Here is a 24,468-nt window from a genome sequence, read left to right on the forward strand (position 1 = left end):
AGGCAAGTCTCAGGCTGCCGGTTTTTCCAGGTAAGCCTCGATATCCACTTGATCGATCTGCTCAGGCGCCATATACGATTGCGCGTATTCCATATAAACGCCCGACCGCAAAAATAGCTCAAAGAGTTCTGCATCGATGTGCTGATCTTTGCGCATGAAGGACATGATTTTCAATGCCTCAGAAAGAGTCTTCCCTTTTTTGTATGGACGATCTGCTGCAGTCAGCGCTTCGAAGATATCGGCGATGGCCATCATGCGTGCGACTGGACTCATCTCTTCACGCTTCAGCATTTTCGGATAACCGGTGCCATCCATTTTTTCATGATGACCACCTGCGATCTCCGGCACATGACGTAGATGACGCGGGAAAGGCAATTGCGACAGCATGATGATGGTCTGGATCATGTGTTCATTGATCTTGTAACGTTCTTCTTCAGACAAGGTTCCGCGACTAACAGACAGGTTATAAATCTCACCGCGGTTATAGAGTAGCTCAGGCACTTTGACGCGAAAGCCCCATTTGTTATCCGGTGCAATTTTGTCTTGCGCGCGGCGTTCAAACAAATGCTCAGGCTTGTCAGCCAACAAGGATTCTGTGACGGGTAATGTGGCAGTTGGCGCGCCGGACTTGCGCTGTTTTTCTTCATGCGAAATTCCGATGTCATCATTCAATGTACGCAACCAGGTTCTCGCCGCAATCTTCTTCAGGCGCTCTACTTTTTCCGGCGCCATGAATTCACCACCTTCATTGCACGTCGCAACAAATGCGAAGTCGTTATCCAAATCAAGCAGTTGCTCTGCCAGTTTTTCGTGCGCGATTTGTGCGTCTTCACCTGCCGCAATCTGTCTCAGGCAATTGATTTCTGCATCGCGTTTGATGACTTCAAATCGCATGCGTACTTCATGAATGCGGTCGTAAATGGTTTCCAGCTTGGTGGCTTTATCGACCACGTATTCCGGCGTTGTGACCTTGCCGCAATCATGCAACCACGCGGCGACGTGCACCGCCTCCCACTCATCTTTACTTAAATCAAAATCGGCGTAAGGCCCGCTCTCTTGCACACATGCTGCGCGCGCCAACATCTTGGTCAACTCCGGTACGCGTGCGCAATGGCCCCCTGTGTAAGCGCTCTTGGCATCGATTGCGCCTGCGATCAATTGGATAAAAGCCTCAAACAAGGCTTTCTGCTCACGGATCAAGCCGCGTGTTTCCATCGAGCTGCTGGCGGAATCTGACAAGGCACCGACGAAGGCCAGTTGCGCACCATCGATGCGTGTTTTTCGCTTCAGCAGCATCAACCCCAGCAATTCATGCTGACGATTAAACAGCGGCACGGCGATCATCCACGCTGCATCTTTTTTCTCGCAAAGCGCGCGCAATCCAGTGGTTTCGATTTCATCCGCACTCATCATTGCGTCCTGCGCCTGCTGTTTGTCCAAAGCAGTGCGCAACAGCGTCGGCAACTTATCCATACTCAGTGGGTGCAAACTGCGACTGACCTCTTCCCCCATGCTGGACTCTGCAGTGAATGGCAGTAGCTGGTCGCCCTCAAGCAAATACAGCGCGCCCGACTGCGCCTCGCCGGCAACAATGGTTTCGTTCAGGAGCATGGGCAAGAGCTTTTCAAAATCTGTCTCGGCCGCCACTGCATGGGTGATGTCCATGAACTTGCGTATCGTGCTCTTCATCACATCCATGGTTGTCGCCAGCGAATTCACTTCGGCGATATTGGAACGCAAAGTGATGGGCTGATCGAATTCGAAATGACGTATCGCCTCCGCTTCGTTGGCAAGCGTACGCAGTGATTTGGAAATAGCGCGTGAGATGAACCAGATGATCGGTACCGCGATCAGGATGACCAGCAAGGTAATCAGTATCGATGTCGAGCGAATCTTGAGCGCAGTCGCGAATAACTCAATCTTAGGAATCGCCGTCATCAAATACAAAGGCTCTGAACCCTCCAGCTCAATCGGTAACACAGAAACACGCCAATCCTCACCATCAAGTTCCACTGTTTTTGAAATGCCCTCAGGAGCCATATTCTTTGTAATCGAACTGGCTAGGCCTTCCAATGCAGGGATGCCGAAGTCATTCAAATTCTTCAGCGCAGGAGGAGAATCTTGCGTCGCTGGCGTTGCGATCAGGCGTTTCAAATCCTCATGCGCGACCACATAGCCATCGCGGCTCACCAAGGCGAGCTGGCTGGATGGCGTGACCTTCTGCCTTTGCAAAGCCGCACCCAAAGCCGAGAGTGGAATATCCGCTGCAATAACCGCATGACCATTTTGTGCACGTTTGGCAATCGTCAAACCGACTTTGCCGACCGAAAAGAAAAGATAAGGCTTGGTCGTAATCGTGCCTGTCGCCACAATTGCATTCTGGTACCAGCTACGCTGACGTGGATCAAACGCTGTCGCGTATTCCGGATGCGTTTCTTCGATCAAAATCTCCATCGCCGCATCCAGATAGATGTACTTCGCTTCTACCGCTCCATAGCTGTGTTCAATGCTGCGGAGTTGATAGCGACTACCTGCGGGAGCGTGATATTTGATGCGCTCTTCTTCGCTATCCAGGCGATGCAAAAAGAAGTAATCGCCAGATTCATAACCGATAAAAATAGACGTCATGCCCGAGGCATTGCTCAAGGCCGGTTGCAAGACGTTAAAGCTGGTGAGGCGTTCCTGCAACGAATCGGCAAAGGTAAGGCGGTGATAACTCAACAGCTCGACGGTTGTATCAGCTGGCACGAGTATGCCCTTGATCTCGCCGGCAATTTCGCGGCTGGCGCGCTGGGTAAGATCCTGCGCCGAGGTTTCCAGCATGTCGTAAGACATTTGATAACCAACACCGGCAATCACCCCGCTGATGACGAGCGTCATCACTATAAAGAGAGTGGATAGGTGTATGTGCAGAGGAAACTTGAACTTCATGAAGCACCTACCCGTCTTGAGGTTATCAGGGAATCAAGTGATGCTTATTCTGCTACAAATTTGTTAAATGCTCCAATTAAAAAACATGAATTTTGGCAATGATTTTTACAATATGGGCATATGCGATTCAAGCATGCGACGGGAACGGCTCACAACCAGCTTACGTTATAAATCTGAGTTTGAATGTTGAGCTGATAACTCGTTACCCCATACGATCCGACTGTCATGGACAAGATCTGACGGGCTCCCTACAGAATAAATCCATGCTTTTTTTCATGTCAAAAAGAAATTTTTTCCCTGATGCTAGGTTAAGCTAATCAAAATTAATTAAAAAATTGAATTGCCATGTTTTCAGAAAAACAGATAGCGGACATCCTCGCCGCACTTCCCGATCCCGCTTTTATCCTCACTCGCAGTGGTTGTTATGCGGCCATCTTCGGCGGCAGTGATTTGCGTTATTACCACGATGGCAGCGGCTTGATTGGCAAATCGCTGCACGACGTATTGCATGCTGAAAAAGCGATGTGGTTTGCGAAAGAAATCGAAAAAGCACTCTCATCACATCAACTCCATATTGTTGAATACGAGCTTGCAGGAAGTGATGTCAAAGGACTGGAAGATGGACCATCAAACGTCATCTGGTTTGAGGGACGTGTGCAGGCACTCAATTTTCAGGTGCTAGGGGAAGATGCCGTCCTTTGGGTCGCCAGCAATATCACCGAACGTCATGAGCTCGAAACGCAACTCCGTTCACTGAGTGAGCGCGATCCGCTAACAAACTTGTTCAATCGCCGAAAACTTCTAGCAATGCTGGAGGACCAGTACGAGCTGTTCAACCGCTACGCAATTCCTACAGCTGTTTTTATTTTCGACATCAACGATTTCAAAAAAATAAACGACCAGTACGGGCATCTGATGGGCGATCAAGCACTACAAGCAATCGCACAATCCTGCATAACAGAATTGCGCGCGCCCGACATGGCAGCGCGATTTGGCGGTGATGAGTTTGTAATCGTCATGCCGCATACGGACCAAAATCAGGCTCTCAGCATCATCCAGCGATTAAGTACCAGTATCGAGAAAACAACCGCTGCAATAGGTTTTGCTAACGGCATCAAGATCAGTGGTGGGCTGAGTGAAATTTTGAGCGGTGACACATCTGTGGAGGCAGTAATGCGTCGTGCTGATGAAAAGTTATATCAGGCAAAAGACGCTGGTCGTACGCGCATCAGTGAGCTCACACCATTAGAAAAAACTTAGTCGCCGTACGTCCTGTTTTTCTAGACATACCTGCGCTGAATGTTGTGCTGATCAAGTACTAGCCCAAGCTATCTGCTGCAATCCATCGCAATCATGTTTCAACACAATATTGGCCACAAAAAAATGGCCAGACGCTAGTCTGGCCACATTTGAATCCCTGAAAATACCGAATCAAGCCTTAGGCAAAGTCACCCCGTGCTGACCTTGATATTTGCCGCCTCTATCCTTATACGACACTTCGCAGACTTCATCGCTTTCAAAGAACAGCACTTGGGCACAACCTTCGCCTGCGTAAATCTTTGCTGGCAACGGTGTCGTATTCGAGAACTCCAGCGTCACATAGCCTTCCCATTCTGGTTCGAATGGCGTGACGTTGACGATGATGCCGCAACGCGCGTAGGTTGATTTGCCGAGGCAGATCGTCAATACATTGCGCGGAATGCGGAAGTATTCGATCGTGCGTGCAAGTGCGAACGAGTTTGGCGGGATGATGCAAACGTCGCTTTTAACATCGACGAATGAATTTTCATCGAAGTTTTTCGGATCGACGATGGTGCTGTTGATATTGGTGAAAATCTTGAATTCATTCGCGCAACGAATATCGTAGCCGTACGACGAGGTGCCGTAAGAAACGATTTTCTGTCCGTTCGCTTCACGAACCTGACCCGGCTCGAACGGTTCGATCATGCCGGTTTCTGCCGCCATGCGGCGTATCCATTTGTCAGATTTGATGGTCATATTCTTTGAATTTAAGAGAGTGTTATCGGGAAATTCCGGCAATTTTACGCGAAATAATGGCTAATTCGATTGGTCGCAGATAATCGAGAGGTCAAGCTATGGAAGATTTTCTCTAGGGATTTTTGCGGCCTGTTTCGATCTGCGGCTCATAGTCGTTTAACTTGTTGATGATGTCAGAGCGAGTTTTATACTTTTCCTTCAACTGTGCGAGCTTCTTGTCTGTGCCTGTACATAACTCTTTAAGATTTTTCTGCAGAAACTGAGCTCGCTCTTCGTCATAAGGATATTCGCCTCGAAAGTGATCACAACCATCGCGCTGTTCTACAAATTTTGTGACATCAGCAGAAAAAGGTGACGCTGCCAATACAGGCAGGCATGTGCCGAACAGCAATCCTAAAACCGATAAACGAATCTTCACTTGATTCCCTTTTCACGACGGTTGATATGGCCACGAAACGCCTAGCGCTGCATCGTTTCCCAAACCTTCTGTAAGCGCTTCGCCGACACCGGCATAGGCGTACGCAATTCCTGTGCATACAGCGACACGCGTAGCTCTTCCAGCAACCAGCGAAACTCCGTCATCTTTGGATCGCCATGTCTATCTTTCAATGCGCGTTGCCATGGCGCAGCGACTTGCTGCCATTCAGTCATTGAGCGCGTGTCTCGCACTGGATCGGCGCGCAATTTATCGATGCGGACGTTGATCGCTTTCAGATAACGCGGGAAGTGCGTGAGGTTGATGTAATCGTTCTCGGCGATGAAGCGCTTGCTGACCAAGCCTTGTAATTGTGTTTGGATGTCAGTCACGGCTTGAGCCTGGGCTTTCACGGTTTGCAGTTTCTTCGGCAAGGCGTGATATTCAGTCAGGATCAATCCAGTCAGGCGTGCAATCTCGTTGATCAGCAAACCCAATCGCGACTTGCCTTCGTCCTTGCGCGCATTAAATTCTTCTGCATTCTTCGGCAACGGTTCTTGCAAACAGGCGCGCTCTAATCCTGCATGAATAATCTGGTCGCGCAATTCCTCTTGAGAACCAAGTGCCATGAATTGCATGCCCATTTGCTGCAAGCCGGGGATATTTTTTTCCAAATACTTGAGCTGCTCTTTCAACTGCAAAGCCAACAGACGACGCAAGCCTATGCGATGAACGCGCGCTGCTTCCGCAGGGTCATCGAAGACTTCCAGATCGCAATGCGTGACCTTATCCACCAATGCCGGAAAGCCGATCAAAGTTTGCTTGCCTTGCTGGATTTCCAGCAGTTCCGGCAATTCACCAAAGGTCCAGCCCGTCAGGTTCTGATGCGTCGTGACGTTGACGGCTTTGCCCGCAACTTGAGGAGCAGCGCCTGACTTTGCCGTAGCACTTTGACTAGACGCTTGCGTTTTACCTATGGCAGAAACGGTTTTACCGCCGCCAGTCGATTGCCCAACCAAACCCGCTGTCAGCGGCATTGCGGTTTGCTCTGCAATACGTTGAAAACTTTCTCGCGCCTGCCCGCCGAATTCTGAACGTAAACTGCCAAGATTGCGGCCCATCTCCAACTGGCGACCATGCTCATCAATCATCTTGAAGTTCATGAACTGATGCGAGGACAAGGTTTCGAGTTTGTAGTCGGTGGTTTTGGTGGCGATACCGGTTTGTTCACGCACATCCGCAATCACCGCATCCAGCAGACTGCCTTTGCCAAATGCATGCGCAGTCTGCACACGATCGCAAAAGCCCGCTGCGTAATCCGGTAACGGCACGCAATGTCTGCGCAATTTTTGCGGCAAGGACTTGATCAGCAGATGAACTTTTTCCTTCAGCATGCCGGGCACCAGCCACTCGCAACGATCTGCAGAAACCTGATTCAGCGCGTACAGCGGAATAGTTAGTGTCACACCATCACGCGGCGTGCCGGGTTCGAAGTGATACGACAGCAGCATCTCGACACCTGCAACGTTCATCATCTTCGGGAATAACTCGGTCGTCACGCCAGCTGCTTCGTGCCGCATCAAATCATCGCGATTCAGATACAGCAGCTTCGGCTCTTTGGCGGTCGCTTCTTTGTGCCATTTCTCAAATGTGATGCCGTTGTGAATATCGGCCGGAATGATCTTGTCGTAGAACGCGGCAATCAATTCATCATCAACCAACACATCAAGGCGACGCGATTTATGTTCGAGGTTTTCAATCTCGCGTATCAGCTTGTTGTTGTGCGCGAAGAACGGCGCACGCGTATCGAAGTCAGCACCGACTAAAGCATCACGAATAAAGATCTCGCGCGCATCGGATGGATTGATCAAGCCATATTGAATGCGGCGCTGGCTGTAGACTACCAAACCATACAAAGTCGCCCGCTCGTAAGCTGACACCTGCGCCGTGCGTTTTTCCCAGCGCGGTTCGCCATAGGATTTTTTCAGCAAATGGCCGGCGACACGCTCCAGCCATTCCGGCTGAATTTGCGCGATACAGCGCGCGTACAAACGTGTCGTGTCGACCAGCTCGGCGGCCATGATCCACTTGCCGGCTTTCTTGATCAATTGCGAGCCGGGCCAAATGTGAAACTTGATGGCGCGTGCACCTATGTAGTGCTGTTCTTCTTCCGACTTGAAGCCGATGTTGCCCAGCAAACCAGTCAGCAGCGCAGTGTGTAATTGTTCATACGTCGCTGGCGCTTCATTCAAACGCCAGCCTTGCTCGCGCACGATGGTCAGCAATTGCGAATGTACGTCGCGCCATTCGCGCAAACGTAATTGCGAGAGGAAATTGGCGCGGCATTCTTCCTGCAACAAGCGATTCGATTTTTTGTGAGCAATCGCATCTTCAAACCATTTCCAGATTTTGAGATAACTCTGGAATTCTGATTTTTCATCCGCGAATTTCTTGTGCGCGTTATCTGCTGCAGTTTGCGCTTCCATCGGTCGGTCACGTGGATCTTGTACCGACAACGCAGCGGCGATGATCAATACTTCAGTCAGGCAAACGTTGTCTTTGGCAGCGAGGATCATCCGGCCTACTCGCGGGTCCAGCGGCAAACGCGCCAACTCGCGACCGAGTTTGGTCAGATTATTTTCGTCATCGACTGCGCCCAACTCTTGCAGCAATTGATAACCATCGGCAATCGCACGACCTAATGGCGGCTCGATAAACGGGAAGGTTTCGACATCGGCCAGATGCAAAGACTTCATCCGCAAGATGACGGATGCCAATGACGAACGCAAAATCTCTGGCTCAGTGAATTTCGGCCGCAGCAAATAATCCTGCTCGTCATACAGGCGAATACAGACACCCGCAGAGACGCGACCGCAACGACCGGCGCGCTGATTCGCTGCCGATTGTGCGATCGGCTCGATCTGCAATTGTTCAACCTTGTTGCGATAGCTGTAGCGCTTGACGCGGGCTAAACCGGCATCGACGACATAGCGAATGCCGGGCACGGTCAACGAAGTTTCCGCAACGTTGGTGGCGAGCACGATGCGGCGCGCGTTGGAAACCTTGAATACGCGTTCCTGCTCTTGAACCGACAATCGTGCGAACAGCGGCAGGATTTCTACATGCGGTGGATGATGTTTGCGTAGCGCTTCCGCAGCATCGCGAATCTCGCGTTCACCCGGCAAGAAGACCAGCACATCACCAGAACCTATGCGCGCCAGTTCATCGACGGCATCGACCACCGCATCCATCAAATCACGCTGACCACGTTCCTTCGCTGCCAGTGCGGAGCGTCGTGCCTGGCCCGCATCGGAAGTTGCGTTTGGATTCGGGCTCGCGGCATTTTTATCAAAAGCCTCAACTGGGCGATAGCGTACTTCAACCGGATACATGCGGCCGGATACTTCAATCACCGGCGCGAGTTTTCCATTATTGCCAAAGTGACGCGCGAAACGATCGGCGTCGATAGTCGCCGACGTGATGATGACTTTGAGGTCGGGACGCTTGGGTAATAACTGCTTCAGGTAACCCAGCAGAAAGTCGATGTTCAGGCTGCGCTCATGCGCCTCATCGATGATGATGGTGTCGTACTGGCGCAGCAGAGGATCGGTCTGCGTTTCGGCCAGCAAAATACCGTCCGTCATCAGCTTGATCCACGCGCCCTTGGTCAGCGTGTCGTTGAAGCGCACCTTGAAACCGACGTGTTCACCAAGCGGCGAGCCGATTTCTTGCGCGATTCGCTTGGCGGTCGATGACGCGGCGATACGGCGTGGTTGCGTGTGACCGATCAAGCCTTTCAGCCCGCGCCCAAGTTCCAGGCAGATTTTCGGCAACTGCGTGGTTTTACCGGAGCCGGTTTCGCCACTGACGATGATGACTTGATTCGCCTGAATCGCTTGCGCAATATCGTCGCGTCGGCCGGAAACCGGTAACTCTTCAGGAAAGGTAATAACGGGCAGCGGATTACGCAGCGGCAGCTTCGATTTGTCCTGCGCGGCAGCGGACGCATCGCGCGCAGGGCGATTACCGGCAGCAGCGGGACGATTCTGCATATTCTGCGTCTTCTGCACACTTGCAGGATTTTTTGGGGTGGATTCTGGAGCGGACATGTAGTGCGGAATTATACAGAGCAGTGTCGTATTTCGGTCTTGCATCGCGCAATCGATAGGCGTTGCTATGGTTATAATGTGCCTCATGGAAAATCCAGAACAATTCGTCCAGTGGCTGCGTTCCGTCGCGCCTTACATTCACGCCTTCCGCGGCAAAACCTTCGTCGTAGCCTTCCCCGGTGAATTGGTCATTGCCGGTGCGCTGCCGGTGCTGGCACAAGATCTATCGCTATTGCACGCGCTCGGCATCAAAGTCGTGATCGTCTATGGCTCGCGCCCGCAGGTGGAAGAACAGCTCGCACTGCGAAATGTGGAAGCGCGTTTCCACAATGGCTTGCGCATCACCGACGCTGCCGCGCTGGAATGCGCGAAAGAAGCGGCCGGCGAATTGCGCCTCGATATCGAAGCAGCGTTCAGCCAGGGCTTGCCGAATACACCTATGGCACATGCAGCGATCCGTATTATTTCTGGCAACTTCGTTACCGCGCGCCCACTCGGGATTGTCGATGGCGTCGATCTGGAACTAACCGGCGTAACGCGCAAGGTCGCTTACGAAACCATCCACCCGATTCTGAACGCAGGCGGCTTGGTGCTGTTGTCGCCGCTCGGCTTCTCGCCTACCGGTGAAGTTTTCAATCTGACAATGGAAGACGTTGCGGTGTCGGCGGCGATTGCATTGCGCGCCGACAAACTGATCTTCATCACAGAAACGCCGATGATCACCGACAAGGCCGGCGTCGAAATTCACGAATTGTCGTCGCATCAAGTCGATGCCGTGTTGAATTACGATTGCGTGCCTGACGATTCCGCGTTCTATCTGCAGCACGCAGTGCAAGCCTGTAATGGCGGCGTACCGCGCGCGCACATCGTGCCGTATTCGACCGATGGTTCAGCGCTGCTGGAATTGTTTACGCATGATGGCGTTGGCACCATGGTTTCGTTCGAAAATCTGGAAAGCTTGCGCGATGCCACGATTGAAGACGTAGGCGGCATCTTGAAATTGATCGAACCGCTGGAAGCCGACGGCACATTGGTCAAACGCGGTCGTGAATTGATCGAACGAGAAATCAATTATTTCTCTGTCATCGAACATGATGGCGTAATTTTTGGTTGCGCTGCGCTCTACCCTTTCCCTGCCGAAAAAATGGCAGAGATGGCCTGCCTGATCGTCAATCCAGAAGTACAAACCCAGGGCGATGGCGAACGTTTGCTGAAGCATATGGAAAATCGCGCGCGCGCCGCCGGGCTGAAAAAACTATTCGTGTTGACGACGCGTACCGCGCACTGGTTCCTGAAGCGTGGCTTCGCTCCAGCCACGGTCGACGACCTGCCAAAAGATAGACAGCATATGTATAACTGGCAGCGCAAATCCCTGGTTTTCACGAAAAACCTATAATGGCGACAGTTTCTTAATACCGATCTCAATACGCTGGCGTTCATTCTTGAACGAAGGCATACATTAAACCCGGTCTGCACGAACCGATAGTTTGTGCAGCAGGCAACGAAAAGGAATAGCAACATGGCACGCATGGTTCACTGCATCAAACTCGACAAAGAAGCTGAAGCACTCGACTTCCCACCTTATCCAGGCGAACTCGGCAAACGCATTTTCGAAAGCGTATCGAAAGAAGCATGGGCTGCCTGGCTCAAGCATCAAACGATGTTGGTCAATGAAAATCGTTTGAATCTGGCTGACGTACGTGCGCGTAAATACCTGGCGACACAAATGGAAAAACATTTTTTCGGTGATGGCGCCGATGCAGCACAAGGTTACGTGCCGCCGACTGAATAAAGTCATACACGCCGATTATTGGCGATGATAAGAAAAGCCCGTTGGTTGATTCCTGCGGGCTTTTTAATGTCTTCTCAATTTTTTAAAGAACAATAAAAAACCGCCGAAAGATTCGGCGGTTTTTAAATGACATCGACACTCTAATTTCAGGGCCGTGCAATGGGTTCGATTCTTCGCTGATACAGAGAATTCGTTGCAGCCAGAATTTCTCTGAGCAGGATTAAAAAGCTGCCGACCAAACAAAGCATCGCCAGAACAAAAAAGATCGCGATGAACTTGGACAGCTCAATACTCAAGGCATCGCCAATAAACAGCGAGATGATCACCAAACTGACCATCAGTGCGCAAGCCGTACTCAGCGTAATCGCGCGATTAATCAAATGCGCACGCGGATAAAGTGTAATCAATTCTGCATTCAAATCAGGATGATGAACCGGATCAGACGTGCGCAATCTGTCTTCCAGAACGCGTGATCTATCCGTGATGCGACCAAGACGATTGGTCAAGACCATCAAGTTGGTGCCGACACCTGTCAGCAAGAACACGGGGGCCACGGATAGTTGAATGATGTGGCCAATATCGCCGACTTGAATTTCCATAGCTATTTCTTAGAATTTGAACGGGATAGAAACATCGACAAAGATACATCAGGAGGCATGCATTGCCAAACAATTCGGTGTTTCATCATACCCGCGTTGTACAGCAAAATGCATGCCAAAAGTTGGGCGCTTTAGCGATCTGCATCTCTAGATCAAACGTCCAACAAATTCCCGATTATTTCTTTTCGATCTCGCCACCCAGTGCTTCAACCAGATCAGCCAGCATTCGACTCAGTTCGCCCGTCATCAACATCACGTCAGAATCAAAGCGTTCGTCATCATTCTGCGCCGTACTATCGGCGTTTTCCTTGATCACATCCAGCGGTGTAACGCGCTTGATGGTCAGGGATTCGGTCAATACAAAAGAAATCTTGTCGGCCCAAGTCATTGCCAGACGCGTGCATTGTTTGCCCGCTGCGATGTGACGCTGTACGTCTTCCGCTTCCAGCGTGTGGCGCACGTAACGTACAGTTGCCTTGCCTTCGCCATTCGAGCGCAGTTCGGTGTCTTGATCGACCGTGAAGCCGCTAGGTGCAGCATCAGACAACAACCAGTTCGTCATCGCTGACACTGGCGATTCTGTGACGTGCAAGGCTTCCATCGGCAGTTTTTCTACGGATTTAATCATCAGCTTCAAGACTTCATCCGCTTTTGCCGGGCTGCCGGCATCGACTACCAACCAGCCATTGACCGGATCGATCCAGACCCAGGTTTGACGCCAGATGCTGAAGGCGCGCGGCAATAACTCATCCGTCACGTCTTCCTTGATTTCCTTCATCTGCTTGCGCCCAGGCTTGAAGCCCTGCTGTTCTTCAATTTCAGCCGCCTTGATTTTGGTGACTTGATTGATGACAGTAGTTGGCAGCAGTTTTTTCTCTGTGCCTAGCAACAGCAAAATTTGTTTATTCAGTGAATAAACCAGCGCGCCATTTTCACGCGGCGATACCCAACCCTGGCTTTGCATATCGAGACTGGTGCACGGCTGAAATGCGTGCGGCGCAAGATCAGCCTCCAGTTGCTCGCTCGTAATGGCCCACGGTGCAGGAAGACGGTATATCTGAAGATTCTTGAACCACATGGCTAGCCCCGGCGAAAAAAGGGGCTATTCTACACGCGGGCTGATGCATCGCCGAAGGAAAAATTTGAATTTAGGTGCGATAAAAATAGTCACAACAAGTGGTTGAATCCTGCATAAAAAAGCTGTAGCACTTCAGATCACAAACGCCACGATTTACCCCGCAATTTATCCCGCCAATCAAGCGCTGAAGCCGGCCCGGGTGCGGTTATAATACGCATCATTGAAATTGACGAACGGCGCTCGACCACGAATCAGGTTACCGCTCGGAAATTGAGCCGAAAAATTGCATTTACATCTGCATCACAAAATATTGTTTCCATGTCCAAACGCCCATCCCGCAAGCCGATCGAAATCAAGATTTCTACTGTCGTCGCCGTCTCTGCAATTCTGAATGAATCCAATCTGGGCGTGCTCGATGCTGCCATGCAGGAAATGACAGGCGGCAATGTCGATTTCTTCGAAGATGAGTTCACCGTGATTGACGTCGGTTCGCTGGACGCTGCGCATCAAGCCATCGACTGGCATGCGATCACCACGCTGTTAAAGGCGTATCGCCTGAATGCTGTTGCCGTACGTAATGCCACACCCGAAATGGAAGCCGACATTCTGTCGCATGGTCTGAGCCTGGACGGCCCGGTCAAACCACGCGCGGTCGCTTCTGAAGATGCAGCAACAACAGCACCGCAACAAGCAGAAATCGAACTTGAAGCCGCTGAAGAAACTGCAGCCGCGGTAGAAGTTGCTGCACCAGTTCAAGCTCAAGCGGCGGCCGCACAAGCTGCAAATCAAGCTACTGCCGCCCAATTCGCAGCCAATACGATGATCGTCGATACACCTGTGCGCGCTGGTCAACGCATTTATGCGCGTGGTGCCGATCTGATCATTACCGCCGCAGTGAATAACGGCGCGGAAGTAATCGCCGATGGCAGCATCCACATTTACGCGCCATTACGCGGTCGCGCTTTGGCTGGCGCTAGCGGCAATACCGAAGCACGCATTTTTACGCTGAGCATGGAAGCCGAACTGGTTTCTATCGCCGGCATGTATCGCACGTTTGAAGATGGCTTTCCAGCCGATCGCAAACAGCAAGCCACACAAATTCGCTTGATAGGCGATCGTATCGACATGTCGCCTATCAAGGCGACTACATAGATCAGCAGCATAAATCAATTAAATTATTTAACGAAAAGGGGTTTCCTTTGGCAAAAATCATTGTTGTGACATCGGGTAAAGGCGGCGTCGGCAAAACCACATCAAGCGCAAGCTTTGGTTCCGGTCTGGCCCTGCGCGGACATAAAACCGTCATCATCGATTTTGACGTCGGCCTGCGTAACCTCGATTTGATCATGGGCTGCGAGCGCCGCGTCGTGTACGACTTGATCAATGTTGTAAATCAAGAAGCCACGCTCAATCAAGCGCTGATCAAAGACAAACATTGCGATAACCTCTTTGTCTTGCCTGCATCGCAAACACGTGACAAAGATGCGCTTTCGGAAGAAGGCGTTGAACGTGTATTGAAAGATCTGGCCGCAATGGATTTTGAATACATCATCTGCGATTCGCCAGCTGGTATCGAACACGGCGCGGTGATGGCGCTGACCTTTGCTGATGAAGCAATCATCGTCACCAATCCGGAAGTATCCTCGGTGCGCGATTCAGATCGTATCCTCGGCATCATCCAGGCAAAATCACGCCGCGCGTTGAATGGCCAAGAACCGGTCAAAGAACATTTGCTGATTACGCGCTACGTACCAAAACGCGTAGACGCTGGCGAAATGCTGTCCTACACCGATGTGCAAGAAATTTTGCGCATTCCATTGGTCGGCATCATTCCAGAATCGGAATCGGTCTTGCACGCATCGAACTCAGGCAATCCTGCGATTCATATCGAAGGCACTGAAGTATCGGAAGCCTACAAGGACGTGGTGTCACGCTTCCTGGGTGAAGAAGTTCCACTCCGTTTTACCGACTACGAAAAGCCTGGCTTTCTGCAGAGAATTTTTGGAGGTAAGTAATCATGGCGCTTCTGTCCTTTCTCTTCAATACGAAACCAAAAGCGACCGCATCGTCGGCCAAGGAACGCCTGCAGATCATCATTGCGCGCGAGCGTAACGGTCGTTCGGGGCCTGACTTCTTGCCTGCGCTGCATAAGGAATTGATCGCGGTGATTTCCAAATACGTGAAGGTCAATCCTGAAGACATCAAGATTTCTCTGAACAGCCAGGGCAATCTGGAAGTACTCGATGTCAACGTGGTGTTGCCGGAAGACGAACTCGTCAAGCCGTAACACTCAAGCAGTAATCTAGAAATAAGTAAGTACCAAGCATGCGGCTCATCGCTCAACGATGAGCCGCGATGTTCCAGTCGCTGCACGCTATGCAACGCAACTCCGCAGGACCAAACCCCGTCCGGCGCGATGATTGACCATTTCGCGTATCATTTTGCATTGCCCATTTTTTCTCAGGATCTCTCATGAAAACCAAAGCCGCCGTCGCATGGAAAGCAGGACAACCGTTAACCATCGAAGAAGTTGAATTGGGCGGCCCGCGTGAGGGTGAAGTGCTGGTCGAGATCAAGGCGACTGGTATTTGCCATACCGATTACTACACGCTGTCGGGCGCCGATCCTGAAGGCATCTTCCCATCCATCCTCGGCCATGAAGGCGCAGGCGTGGTGGTTGAAGTCGGTCCTGGCGTCAAGAGTCTGAAGAAAGACGATCACGTCATTCCGCTCTACACACCAGAATGCCGCGAATGCAAATTCTGCCTGTCGCGCAAAACCAATCTGTGTCAAAAAATTCGCTCGACTCAAGGTCGCGGCTTGATGCCCGATGCGACCAGCCGCTTCTCTATCGATGGCAAACCGATTTTCCATTACATGGGCACATCGACTTTCTCGAACTACATCGTGGTACCGGAAATCGCGCTCGCGAAAATTCGTGAAGATGCACCGTTCGACAAGGTTTGCTACATCGGCTGCGGCGTCACCACTGGCGTAGGTGCAGTGTTGTTCACCGCAAAAGTTGAAGCCGGCGCGAATGTCGTCGTGTTTGGTCTCGGCGGTATCGGCTTGAACGTGATTCAAGCGGCACGCATGGTAGGTGCAGATAAAATTATCGGCGTCGATTTGAATCCTGAGCGCGAAGCAATGGCACGCAAATTTGGCATGACGCATTTCGTCAACCCAAGCAAAGTTGAAAACGTGGTCGACGCCATCGTGCAGTTGACCGATGGCGGCGCAGATTACAGCTTTGAATGCATCGGTAACGTACACACAATGCGTCAGGCGCTGGAATGCTGTCACAAAGGTTGGGGCCAATCGATCGTGATTGGCGTGGCAGAAGCCGGCGCAGAAATCAGCACACGTCCATTCCAGTTGGTCACCGGCCGCGAATGGAAAGGCTCTGCCTTCGGCGGTGCGCGCGGACGTACCGATGTACCGAAAATTGTCGACTGGTATATGGAAGGCAAACTGAATATCGATGACTTGATCACGCATACCCTGCCTTTGGAACGTATCAATGAAGGCTTCGACTTGATGAAGAGCGGCGAATCAATCCGCTCGGTCGTACTTTACTAATCAAACATACTTGAACCAGAAACGCGCGGAGAAGAAGTGGAACTGATCAGCCAGCATAAATGCTTTAACGGTGTGCAAAGTTTTTATAAACATGAATCGACATCGAACAATTTGCCGATGACGTTTGCCGTCTATGAACCACCACAAGCGAAGCAGCGCAAAGTACCCGTGCTGTTTTATCTAGCCGGCCTGACCTGCACCGAAGAAACCTTCATGATCAAGGGCGGCGCGCAACGCTATGCAGCCGAGCACGGCATCATGCTGGTGACAATGGATACCAGCCCGCGTCGCACCGGCATCAAGGGTGCTGGCGATAGCTGGGACTTTGGTCACGGCGCAGGTTTCTACATCGATGCGACGCAAGAACCTTGGTCAGCCTTCTTCCGCATGGAGTCGTATGTGGTGCAAGAACTGCGCAACATCATCATAACCAACTTCCCTGCGCGTGAAGATCGCATCGGCGTGTTCGGCCATTCGATGGGCGGCCATGGCGCATTGACGCTGTCTTTGAAATATCCAGAAATCTATAAGTCGGTATCGGCTTTTGCTCCTATCACTGCACCGAGCGAAGTGCCGTGGGGACAAAAAGCGTTTTCGGCTTATCTCGGTTCGGATGAGTCGACATGGTTGCAACACGATGCGAGCGCGTTGATGCGCACCCGCAAGATGCCATTCCCGCAAGGCATATTGATCGATCAAGGTTTGGAAGATCAATTTCTGGATGAGCAATTGAAGCCGCATCAGTTTGAAGCCGCTTGCTGGGCGGCAGACCAACCGCTGACCTTGCGTCGTCATTCAGGTTACGACCACAACTACTATTTCATCTCAACCTTCATGCAGGATCACATCGCGTTTCACAGCGCGATCCTGAATCAATAATTAGTCGAATACGGTGCGTCATTTTTGATGATGCATAAACAAAAAAGCCTCGGCGAAATTAATCGCCGAGGCTTTTTTTATTACTTCAAATGATCCGGTCAAACCGGATCATTGCACTAATGAATATTAAAACTCTTCCCAATCATCACCAGCACTGGATGCAGGTTTGGATGGTGCTGCTGGCTTGCGCTCAGGTGCAGCCAATGAGGTTTTTCTGGCAGGAGCCGCAATCGGCGCGCGCTTGGCTGTCGATTGCACGGTGCGACGCGGCGCTTCCGCTTGCAAGCCTGCATAAGAAGCATCCACACGGAATACGCTGACCGCTTGCGCCAGGTTTTTCGCTTGATCCTGCAGCGATTCAGCAGCTGCTGCTGCTTCTTCAACCAGTGCAGCATTCTGTTGTGTAACCTGATCCATCTGGCTGACCGCTTGATTGACTTGCTCGATACCGTCGCTTTGTTCCTGGCTCGCTGCAGTAATTTCGGCCATGATGTCAGCGACGCGTTTTACGCCGTCAACAATCTCATCCATCGTGGTGCCAGCTTCTGCCACCAGTTTGCTGCCTGCATCGACCTTCTCAACCGAGTCACCGATCAAGGCTTTGATTTCTTTTGCGGCTGCGGCTGAACGTTGTGCCAGATTGCGCACTTCTGTCGCCACCACTGCGAAACCACGGCCTTGTTCGCCAGCACGCGCAGCTTCAACAGCAGCATTCAACGCCAAGATGTTGGTCTGGAATGCGATGCCATCGATGACGCCAATGATGTCGACAATCTTTTTCGCTGAACTGTTGATCGCACCCATCGTGTCAACCACTTGCGATACCACTGAGCCACCTTTGACGGCGACCGCTGATGCAGCAACTGCGAGTTGATTCGCTTGACGTGAGTTATCTGCATTTTGCTTCACGGTCGAGGTCAATTCTTCCATCGAAGATGCGGTCTCTTCCAGCGAGCTGGCTTGTTCTTCAGTACGTGAAGACAAGTCCAGATTGCCGCTTGCAATTTCGCTAGACGCGGTTGCGATGGTGTCGGTACCCAAGCGGATTTGTGAAACCGTTCTGGCAAGATTTTCCTGCATGCTGCGCAGTGCACTGAGCAACAGACCTGGCTCATCCTGCGTAGGCGGCAAGCTGCTGCGTGCAGTCAAATCACCTTCGGCAACTGATTCAGCCAGCGACAAAGCTTCTTTCAACGGACGGGTAATACCACTCGTCAAACGCCATGCGATGATCGCACCCAGCAAGATCGCAATCAATGCGCCTACGATCATGGTCATGCGACCAGATTGGTAATCGGCTGTGATCGATTCGTCCGCCAATTTGACTTCATTCTCATAGTGAGCCAAAACGTCTTTTACGCTATCAACGTAAGCGTCCAGAGCCGGCACCATTTTGCTATCGATCATCTGATTGGCTTCAGTGATATTGCCACCGGCCTTCACATCAAGAATCGATTTGCGAATATCAACATAAGTACTACGTTTTTTTGCTACCTCGGCAAACAGTTCTTTTTCCTTGTCGCTATTGATACGATCTTCAATGCTTTTTTGGATTTCTGTAATCTGTTTACTTTGTGCAGTGATCGCTTTTTGGAAAAATTCTTGGGTCTCTGCATTCGATGCTTTCACCAATGCCAACGTACGCGACGCGTTGACGCTGGTTCCGAGCAACCAGCTTTGCGCGGATTTTTGCATGTCCAGCGAATCATCAACCAAGTGGCGGCTCGCGCCATTGATATTTTCCAGACGCATGATGCCAGTGGCACCCATAGCTGCAACCAACAACAGAATCAAACCGAATCCTGCTCCAAGGCGCGTACCTATTTTCATATTTGCGATGCGCATGGTGTCTCCTCTAAGGTTGTTATTTGTACTGTAAACATATTGCTATTTCATCCTCCAGAGTTAAGGCCCATGTGCCCTGCGGCACTGGCAAAAATTACGTCTTTGATGCGGTCCAACTAATTTTTATGCGAGATGCCAGAACGAATGGCATTCAATGATCAAGACCCGATATAACAGGTCAAACAATCATGCGTTTCTGGAAATATCTGTCATACGTTTGTCATATAACGACGACTTATACGCAAGCTTGACGGTAGCCAAAAAAAATAAGATGAGGAGTGTGTAAAGATCGACAAGTCTTCAACGCGTCGATATAGATAGCTCTGATCAAGAGCCTCATTGAGGGTTTGCATAAAGCGGTCCTTGTCTCCGAACTGTACTGTTCTTTTTATTTAGCGGATTTTTATCCGTCTAAAAGATGGTCTTCATTTTTTACATCAAGCATTTTTGCCTGATGAAGAAAACAATCCTGTTGCCAAGAACTTTACACCCGAATGATTCAGAGATGCCACTCTTTATTCGCACCCATCACAATCAGAAAAGAGCTTAGCTAAAAAATCTTGCGTGCATGCAGTACGTAAAGAAGAATCACTCGCTTTTCCGCGCTTGTTGAATGTACAAACATTCGATAAAAACATTACGCCATCAGCCTGACAAAATCGTATTTCTCTTCGCAGAGTACCTGCTCCAACTTACTCTGTGCTGACGGGGATATAACAAAATCCTAACAACGCAATTAAGATCAACTGCTCCACAATTGTTCACATTTCTGTTGTGCTGAACTCACAGTAAGCAAGCACTTCAGTAAAAATATTTTCGTAATCAAACGCCAAGAGCCATCGAAATTTAATGCCGAAAATGATTGCAGAAAAATTTCTCTAAAAGCGCTCGTAGCCTTTCAGATAACGCCATTCACCTGACGGCAAACTCGCCATCGGAATGCGCGCAATACGTATACGTTTCAAATTAATCAACTTCAAACCAACTGCTTCACACATGTGAGCAATTTGTCCGCGTCGTCCTGCTTTCAATGCAAAGCGCAAACGCGTTTCGTTTTGCCAGCTGACTTTGATCGGAGGCAGAGGACGATTGTTGAAATTCAATCCATGATTGAGCAAGGCCAGCCCGCCTTCGATCAGATCGCCGCTGACTTCAGCGATGTATTCCTGCTCGACAGTTGCCGCGTCGTCGACCAATTTGCGTGCGACATGCCAATCCTGCGTAAAGACGACGAGACCACTGGCATAAGTTTCGAGAGCGTCGGTCGCCTTGAGTGCTGTTGTGTGTTTTTTCAGAAAACGAATGCCGGATCGATCGTCCGCATACAGATTGTCGGCGGCTATGCTTTGCAAGGCGGCGTCCATATCCATACCGGCAGGCTTGTGAAAGAGGATCGTGACTGGATCAACCGCGACCAAGGTGGCATCCGGCGACAATACAATCGTTTGCTGCGGCGATACGCGATGACCAGGTTTTTCGACGACCACGCCATCGATAGTGATCCAACCACCTTCGATATATTGTTCGGCCTCGCGACGCGAGCAGGGAATCGCGTCAGCGACGCGTTTAACGAGTCGAATGGAATCAGTCATGATCAGGCAATCTGGAAAAAGAGGCGTATTGTCGGCCTGCCTGAGATGGACTGCAAGGTTTTTGCGCGCAGCGAGTGCGGCAAATAAGCTTGCGTTTAGATGCGCAGACTGAATTGCTGTGCTTTGATCAACGCGTATCAATACGCGCATTCATACTTATCAGATGCGATCAGGAATACGGATCAACCGACAACAAACCACTGATCATAAATAACAAACGATCAAGCTTTGGCTGCAGCCTCTTCTTTAGGCGCGAGGCTAACAGCGCCGGATGGAATGCCTTCACTTTGCCAGCGATCGAATTCGCCCATGATGGCGGCATAGGTTTTTTGACTAATCTCGGGCAAGGTTCCACCCAACATATCGGTCGCTTCCTTGAAGCCTTTTTCAACGCCGGCACGTATCGCAGCTAATTTAGATGGATCGTCGCCTATCGCGCTTTTCGCGAAATTCAAGATGCGCTCTGCAACCTGACGCACACCAAATTCGCCATCTTCGGCGATCGCGGCTTTGGCCTTCTCTATGGTTGCGGCATCCGTTGTCAGTTGCTGCTCGCAGCTGATGACTTTGCTGATTTCCAAACCCTGTTGACGCATCAAGGGCAGAATCAAATTGATGATTTCCTGCACCTTGCGATTGGATTCTTCCAGCATTGCCGCCACATCTGGGCGCGTTTGAGCGGCGTTTGCGCGCGGATCGGTGTAAGTCGACGTATCAGTCGCTGGCGCACCCAACGTTACCTTATCGGTCACGGTCGCTTCGTCAGGTTTATCGGCCGAAGCTGGCGTAGTGTCGCGTGGCGTCGCTGCCGGAGCGGAAACTGGCCGCGGCGAATTCTGTGGGGTGTTTGAAATTACGATACTCATGGCAATTGCCCTTCATTCATCAAGCAACGATGGAAAATGATCGCAATGACAACATCGAGTAAGAATTTATCGCGATCCTACTAGTTGTATCGGCTGAAAATCGAAAAAGCTGAGCCTTGCAGTGCACCGTCGATTGTCATTATGCAAATATTTTTGAATTCGAGCCGTAACTATCTGTTTAAAAACAGTTAATTAGCACTGAAGCGAAGTCGGCAGCCGCCAAAGCTGTCATACTGTCGCCTTCCTCGCCACTCGCGATATGACGCGTCCTTTTTACCGTCGTTTGCCACATTGCATTCCATGAGCGCTCAGCCCAAAAATCTGTTTTCCTATCCTGTTCAACGCATTCCCGGCAGCAAGGGCGCGCTCAAGCCTGCGCCTTTCCTGCCGATGTCACGCGAGGAAATGGACAAACTCGGCTGGGATAGTTGCGATGTGATTTTGGTGACGGGCGACGCCTACATTGATCACCCAAGTTTTGGTATGGCATTGGTTGGGCGACTACTGGAATCGCAAGGCTTCCGCGTTGGCATCATTGCGCAACCAGACTGGTTGTCCGCTGACGCCTTCCGCGCGCTGGGCAAACCGAATCTGTATTTCGGTATCACTGCCGGCAATATGGATTCGATGGTGAATCGCTACACGGCCGATCGCAAGATCCGCTCCGACGATGCGTACACGCCGCATGGCGAAGCCAACAAGCGGCCGGATCGTGCACTGACTGTTTATTCTCAACGAGTGCGTGAAGCGTATCCCGGCGTGAATGTCGTCATCGGTAGTATCGAAGCCAGCTTGCGCCGCATCGCGCATTACGATTACTGGTCGGACAAAGTTCGTCGTTCAGTGCTGCCGGATTCGAAAGCCGACATTTTAATTTTCGGTAATGCCGAACGTGCACTGGTCGACCTGACGCATCGCGTCGCAGCCGGCGAACCAATTTCATCCATACGTGATCTGCGCGGTACCGCATTCATGGTGCCATCAGGTTGGAGACCGACCCCGGAATGGGCAGAAGCCAATTCCACCCGTGTTGATACACCGGGCAAAGTCGATGTGCATCCCGATCCGTATGAAATGAAAATGAAAAATACGGAAGGCTGCAAAACCGATGGCGCTGATCCAACAACTCCAGCAGCGCCGGTAGAACCACCGCTCAAAGTCATCAAAATCATGAGCCGCGAAGAACGTCGCGAAGCCGAAAAAGAAGTCCGCAATAAAACCGTGGTGCGCCTGCCATCTTACGATGTGATCAAGGACGATCCGGTTTTGTACGCGCATGCATCACGCGTATTCCATCTCGAATCCAATCCTGGCAATGCCCGCGCATTGGTACAGGCGCATGGCGAACGTGACGTCTGGCTAAACCCGCCACCATTGCCATTGGCGATGGATGAAATGGACGGCGTGTATGACATGAACTATGCGCGCGCGCCACATCCAAGTTACGGCAAGGCGCGTATCCCTGCGTGGGAAATGATCCGCTTCTCGGTCAACATCATGCGTGGCTGTTTCGGCGGTTGTACTTTCTGTTCGATCACCGAACATGAAGGTCGCATTATTCAAAGTCGCTCAGAGCCGTCAATCTTGCGCGAGATCGAACTGATACGCGACAAGACAAAGGGTTTCACTGGTACGATTTCCGATCTCGGTGGCCCAACCGCGAACATGTATCGCCTTGCGTGCAAGGACAAACGCATCGAAGAATCATGCCGTCGCTTGTCGTGCGTGTATCCGAGTATCTGTTCGAATCTCGGCACCGATCACAGCAAACTGATTCAGTTATATCGCAAGGCGCGCGCGATTCCCGGCGTGAAAAAGATTCTGGTCAGCTCTGGCCTGCGTTACGACCTCGCCGTACGTTCGCCTGAATACGTCAAAGAACTCGTTACGCATCACATCGGCGGCTTGCTGAAAATCGCTCCTGAACATTCAGAAGAAGGCCCATTGTCGAAGATGATGAAGCCTGGCATGGGCGCGTACGACAAGTTCAAGGAACTGTTCGAAAAGTATTCGAAAGAAGCCGGCAAGGAACAGTATCTGATCCCCTACTTCATCGCGGCGCATCCTGGCACCACCGATGAAGACATGTTGAATCTGGCGCTGTGGCTGAAGAAAAATAACTTCCGTCTGGATCAGGTGCAAACCTTTATGCCAACGCCGATGGCGCTGGCTACGACCATGTATCACACACGTAAAAATCCTTTACGCAAAGTGACGGAAGATTCGGAAGCAGTCGAGACCGTACGCACCGGCAAAATCCGCAAACTGCACAAAGCATTCTTGCGTTATCACGATCCTGATAACTGGGAAATTTTGCGTGAAGGATTGCAACGCATGGGCCGCAGCGATTTGATCGGCAGCGGCGAACATCATCTGGTGCCACGTCACGATGCCGGCAACCGCAGTCTGGCCATTGCAGAACGTAGGCGCGAAACACCGGGACCAAATCAACTCGCCAAAAAATTCGGGCAGAACAAACCACGTCCAGGCGGCGCCGTGCAACGTACGCCGGTTTCACACAGCACGGGTCGCGTAATCGTCGCCAAACCTGCACGCAAAAGCATGGCGGCTACTGCGAAAGGCGGCCGCAAATAAACTGTGGTCCGGCCCGTTTTATCGGTTTGTTCGGTGGCAAAGATATTGAACCCGAGCAGCCTAAGTCAAAATTCGCATAAGTAACTGCAAAAAATCCCGTCGTCCTACCTGATTGTCCATTTTCGGTTATTCTTCCGCCAAACTTCCGCGCTTAGTTAAGTACTAAGCAGGCGGATTATCGATAGAGGAT

The 24,468-nt window shown here is 51.0% G+C and carries 18 protein-coding genes; 9 read left to right on the forward strand and 9 right to left on the reverse strand.

What is annotated here, in order from left to right:
• Nucleotides 1-9: 9 nt before the first annotated feature.
• The gene (locus tag Q7T66_RS04365) at nt 10-2,880 is read right to left on the reverse strand and encodes an HD domain-containing phosphohydrolase (protein ID WP_304932076.1); all 2,871 of its coding nucleotides are present in this window, start codon (nt 2,878-2,880) and stop codon (nt 10-12) included.
• Between the two features lie 396 nt (nt 2,881-3,276).
• On the opposite strand from Q7T66_RS04365, the gene Q7T66_RS04370 reads away from it, so the two are divergent.
• Nucleotides 3,277-4,191: a GGDEF domain-containing protein gene (locus tag Q7T66_RS04370; RefSeq protein ID WP_304932077.1), complete on the forward strand. Its 915-nt coding sequence runs from the start codon at nt 3,277-3,279 to the stop codon at nt 4,189-4,191.
• A gap of 171 nt (nt 4,192-4,362) precedes the next feature.
• Here the strand turns inward: Q7T66_RS04370 and dcd are convergent, their stop codons facing one another.
• The 3 genes from dcd to hrpA all read right to left on the reverse strand — a co-directional run bounded on the left by dcd (nt 4,363) and on the right by hrpA (nt 9,453).
• On the reverse strand, nt 4,363-4,929 hold the full coding sequence (gene dcd / locus Q7T66_RS04375) for a dCTP deaminase (protein WP_304782515.1): 567 nt from the start codon (nt 4,927-4,929) through the stop codon (nt 4,363-4,365).
• Between the two features lie 112 nt (nt 4,930-5,041).
• The gene (locus Q7T66_RS04380; protein WP_304932078.1) at nt 5,042-5,347 is read right to left on the reverse strand and encodes a hypothetical protein; all 306 of its coding nucleotides are present in this window, start codon (nt 5,345-5,347) and stop codon (nt 5,042-5,044) included.
• Nucleotides 5,348-5,388: 41 nt separating this feature from the next.
• Entirely contained in the window at nt 5,389-9,453 is a 4,065-nt protein-coding gene (gene hrpA / locus Q7T66_RS04385; protein WP_370691614.1) for an ATP-dependent RNA helicase HrpA, read from the reverse strand.
• A gap of 85 nt (nt 9,454-9,538) precedes the next feature.
• On the opposite strand from hrpA, the gene argA reads away from it, so the two are divergent.
• Both argA and Q7T66_RS04395 read left to right on the forward strand, forming a co-directional pair.
• Nucleotides 9,539-10,849, forward strand: a complete 1,311-nt coding sequence (argA, locus tag Q7T66_RS04390) for an amino-acid N-acetyltransferase (RefSeq protein ID WP_304932080.1) — start codon at nt 9,539-9,541, stop codon at nt 10,847-10,849.
• 123 nt (nt 10,850-10,972) lie between these two features.
• Nucleotides 10,973-11,245 carry an oxidative damage protection protein gene (locus Q7T66_RS04395; protein WP_304932081.1) on the forward strand — a complete coding sequence of 91 codons (273 nt, stop codon included), beginning with the start codon at nt 10,973-10,975 and terminating at the stop codon, nt 11,243-11,245.
• A gap of 146 nt (nt 11,246-11,391) precedes the next feature.
• Here the strand turns inward: Q7T66_RS04395 and Q7T66_RS04400 are convergent, their stop codons facing one another.
• Nucleotides 11,392-11,844, reverse strand: a complete 453-nt coding sequence (locus Q7T66_RS04400) for a DUF2721 domain-containing protein (protein ID WP_304932082.1) — start codon at nt 11,842-11,844, stop codon at nt 11,392-11,394.
• Nucleotides 11,845-12,019: 175 nt separating this feature from the next.
• Entirely contained in the window at nt 12,020-12,922 is a 903-nt protein-coding gene (locus tag Q7T66_RS04405) for a recombination-associated protein RdgC (protein WP_304932083.1), read from the reverse strand.
• A 318-nt stretch (nt 12,923-13,240) separates the two neighbouring features.
• Here Q7T66_RS04405 and minC point away from each other — a divergent pair, with 318 nt between their 5' ends.
• The 5 genes from minC (at nt 13,241) to fghA (ending at nt 17,380) form a co-directional block, all read left to right on the forward strand.
• Nucleotides 13,241-14,074: a septum site-determining protein MinC gene (gene minC, locus Q7T66_RS04410; protein ID WP_304932084.1), complete on the forward strand. Its 834-nt coding sequence runs from the start codon at nt 13,241-13,243 to the stop codon at nt 14,072-14,074.
• 47 nt (nt 14,075-14,121) lie between these two features.
• The gene (gene minD, locus Q7T66_RS04415) at nt 14,122-14,937 is read left to right on the forward strand and encodes a septum site-determining protein MinD (RefSeq protein ID WP_304932085.1); all 816 of its coding nucleotides are present in this window, start codon (nt 14,122-14,124) and stop codon (nt 14,935-14,937) included.
• A 2-nt stretch (nt 14,938-14,939) separates the two neighbouring features.
• Nucleotides 14,940-15,209 (forward strand): cell division topological specificity factor MinE, encoded by a 270-nt coding sequence (gene minE, locus Q7T66_RS04420; protein ID WP_304932086.1) that lies wholly within the window; start codon nt 14,940-14,942, stop codon nt 15,207-15,209.
• Nucleotides 15,210-15,394: 185 nt separating this feature from the next.
• On the forward strand, nt 15,395-16,501 hold the full coding sequence (locus Q7T66_RS04425; RefSeq protein WP_304932087.1) for an S-(hydroxymethyl)glutathione dehydrogenase/class III alcohol dehydrogenase: 1,107 nt from the start codon (nt 15,395-15,397) through the stop codon (nt 16,499-16,501).
• A gap of 36 nt (nt 16,502-16,537) precedes the next feature.
• Entirely contained in the window at nt 16,538-17,380 is an 843-nt protein-coding gene (gene fghA / locus Q7T66_RS04430; RefSeq protein ID WP_304932088.1) for an S-formylglutathione hydrolase, read from the forward strand.
• A gap of 126 nt (nt 17,381-17,506) precedes the next feature.
• Here fghA and Q7T66_RS04435 read toward each other — a convergent pair whose 3' ends face one another.
• The 3 genes from Q7T66_RS04435 to Q7T66_RS04445 all read right to left on the reverse strand — a co-directional run bounded on the left by Q7T66_RS04435 (nt 17,507) and on the right by Q7T66_RS04445 (nt 21,683).
• Nucleotides 17,507-19,225: a methyl-accepting chemotaxis protein gene (locus tag Q7T66_RS04435; RefSeq protein WP_304932089.1), complete on the reverse strand. Its 1,719-nt coding sequence runs from the start codon at nt 19,223-19,225 to the stop codon at nt 17,507-17,509.
• Between the two features lie 878 nt (nt 19,226-20,103).
• Nucleotides 20,104-20,817: an rRNA pseudouridine synthase gene (locus Q7T66_RS04440; protein WP_304932090.1), complete on the reverse strand. Its 714-nt coding sequence runs from the start codon at nt 20,815-20,817 to the stop codon at nt 20,104-20,106.
• A gap of 221 nt (nt 20,818-21,038) precedes the next feature.
• Entirely contained in the window at nt 21,039-21,683 is a 645-nt protein-coding gene (locus Q7T66_RS04445; RefSeq protein WP_304932091.1) for a DUF5610 domain-containing protein, read from the reverse strand.
• A 390-nt stretch (nt 21,684-22,073) separates the two neighbouring features.
• Between Q7T66_RS04445 and Q7T66_RS04450 the strand changes: the two genes are divergently transcribed.
• Nucleotides 22,074-24,278 carry a YgiQ family radical SAM protein gene (locus Q7T66_RS04450; protein ID WP_304932329.1) on the forward strand — a complete coding sequence of 735 codons (2,205 nt, stop codon included), beginning with the start codon at nt 22,074-22,076 and terminating at the stop codon, nt 24,276-24,278.
• Nucleotides 24,279-24,468: the final 190 nt, after the last annotated feature.

Source organism: Herminiimonas sp., assembly GCF_030655415.1.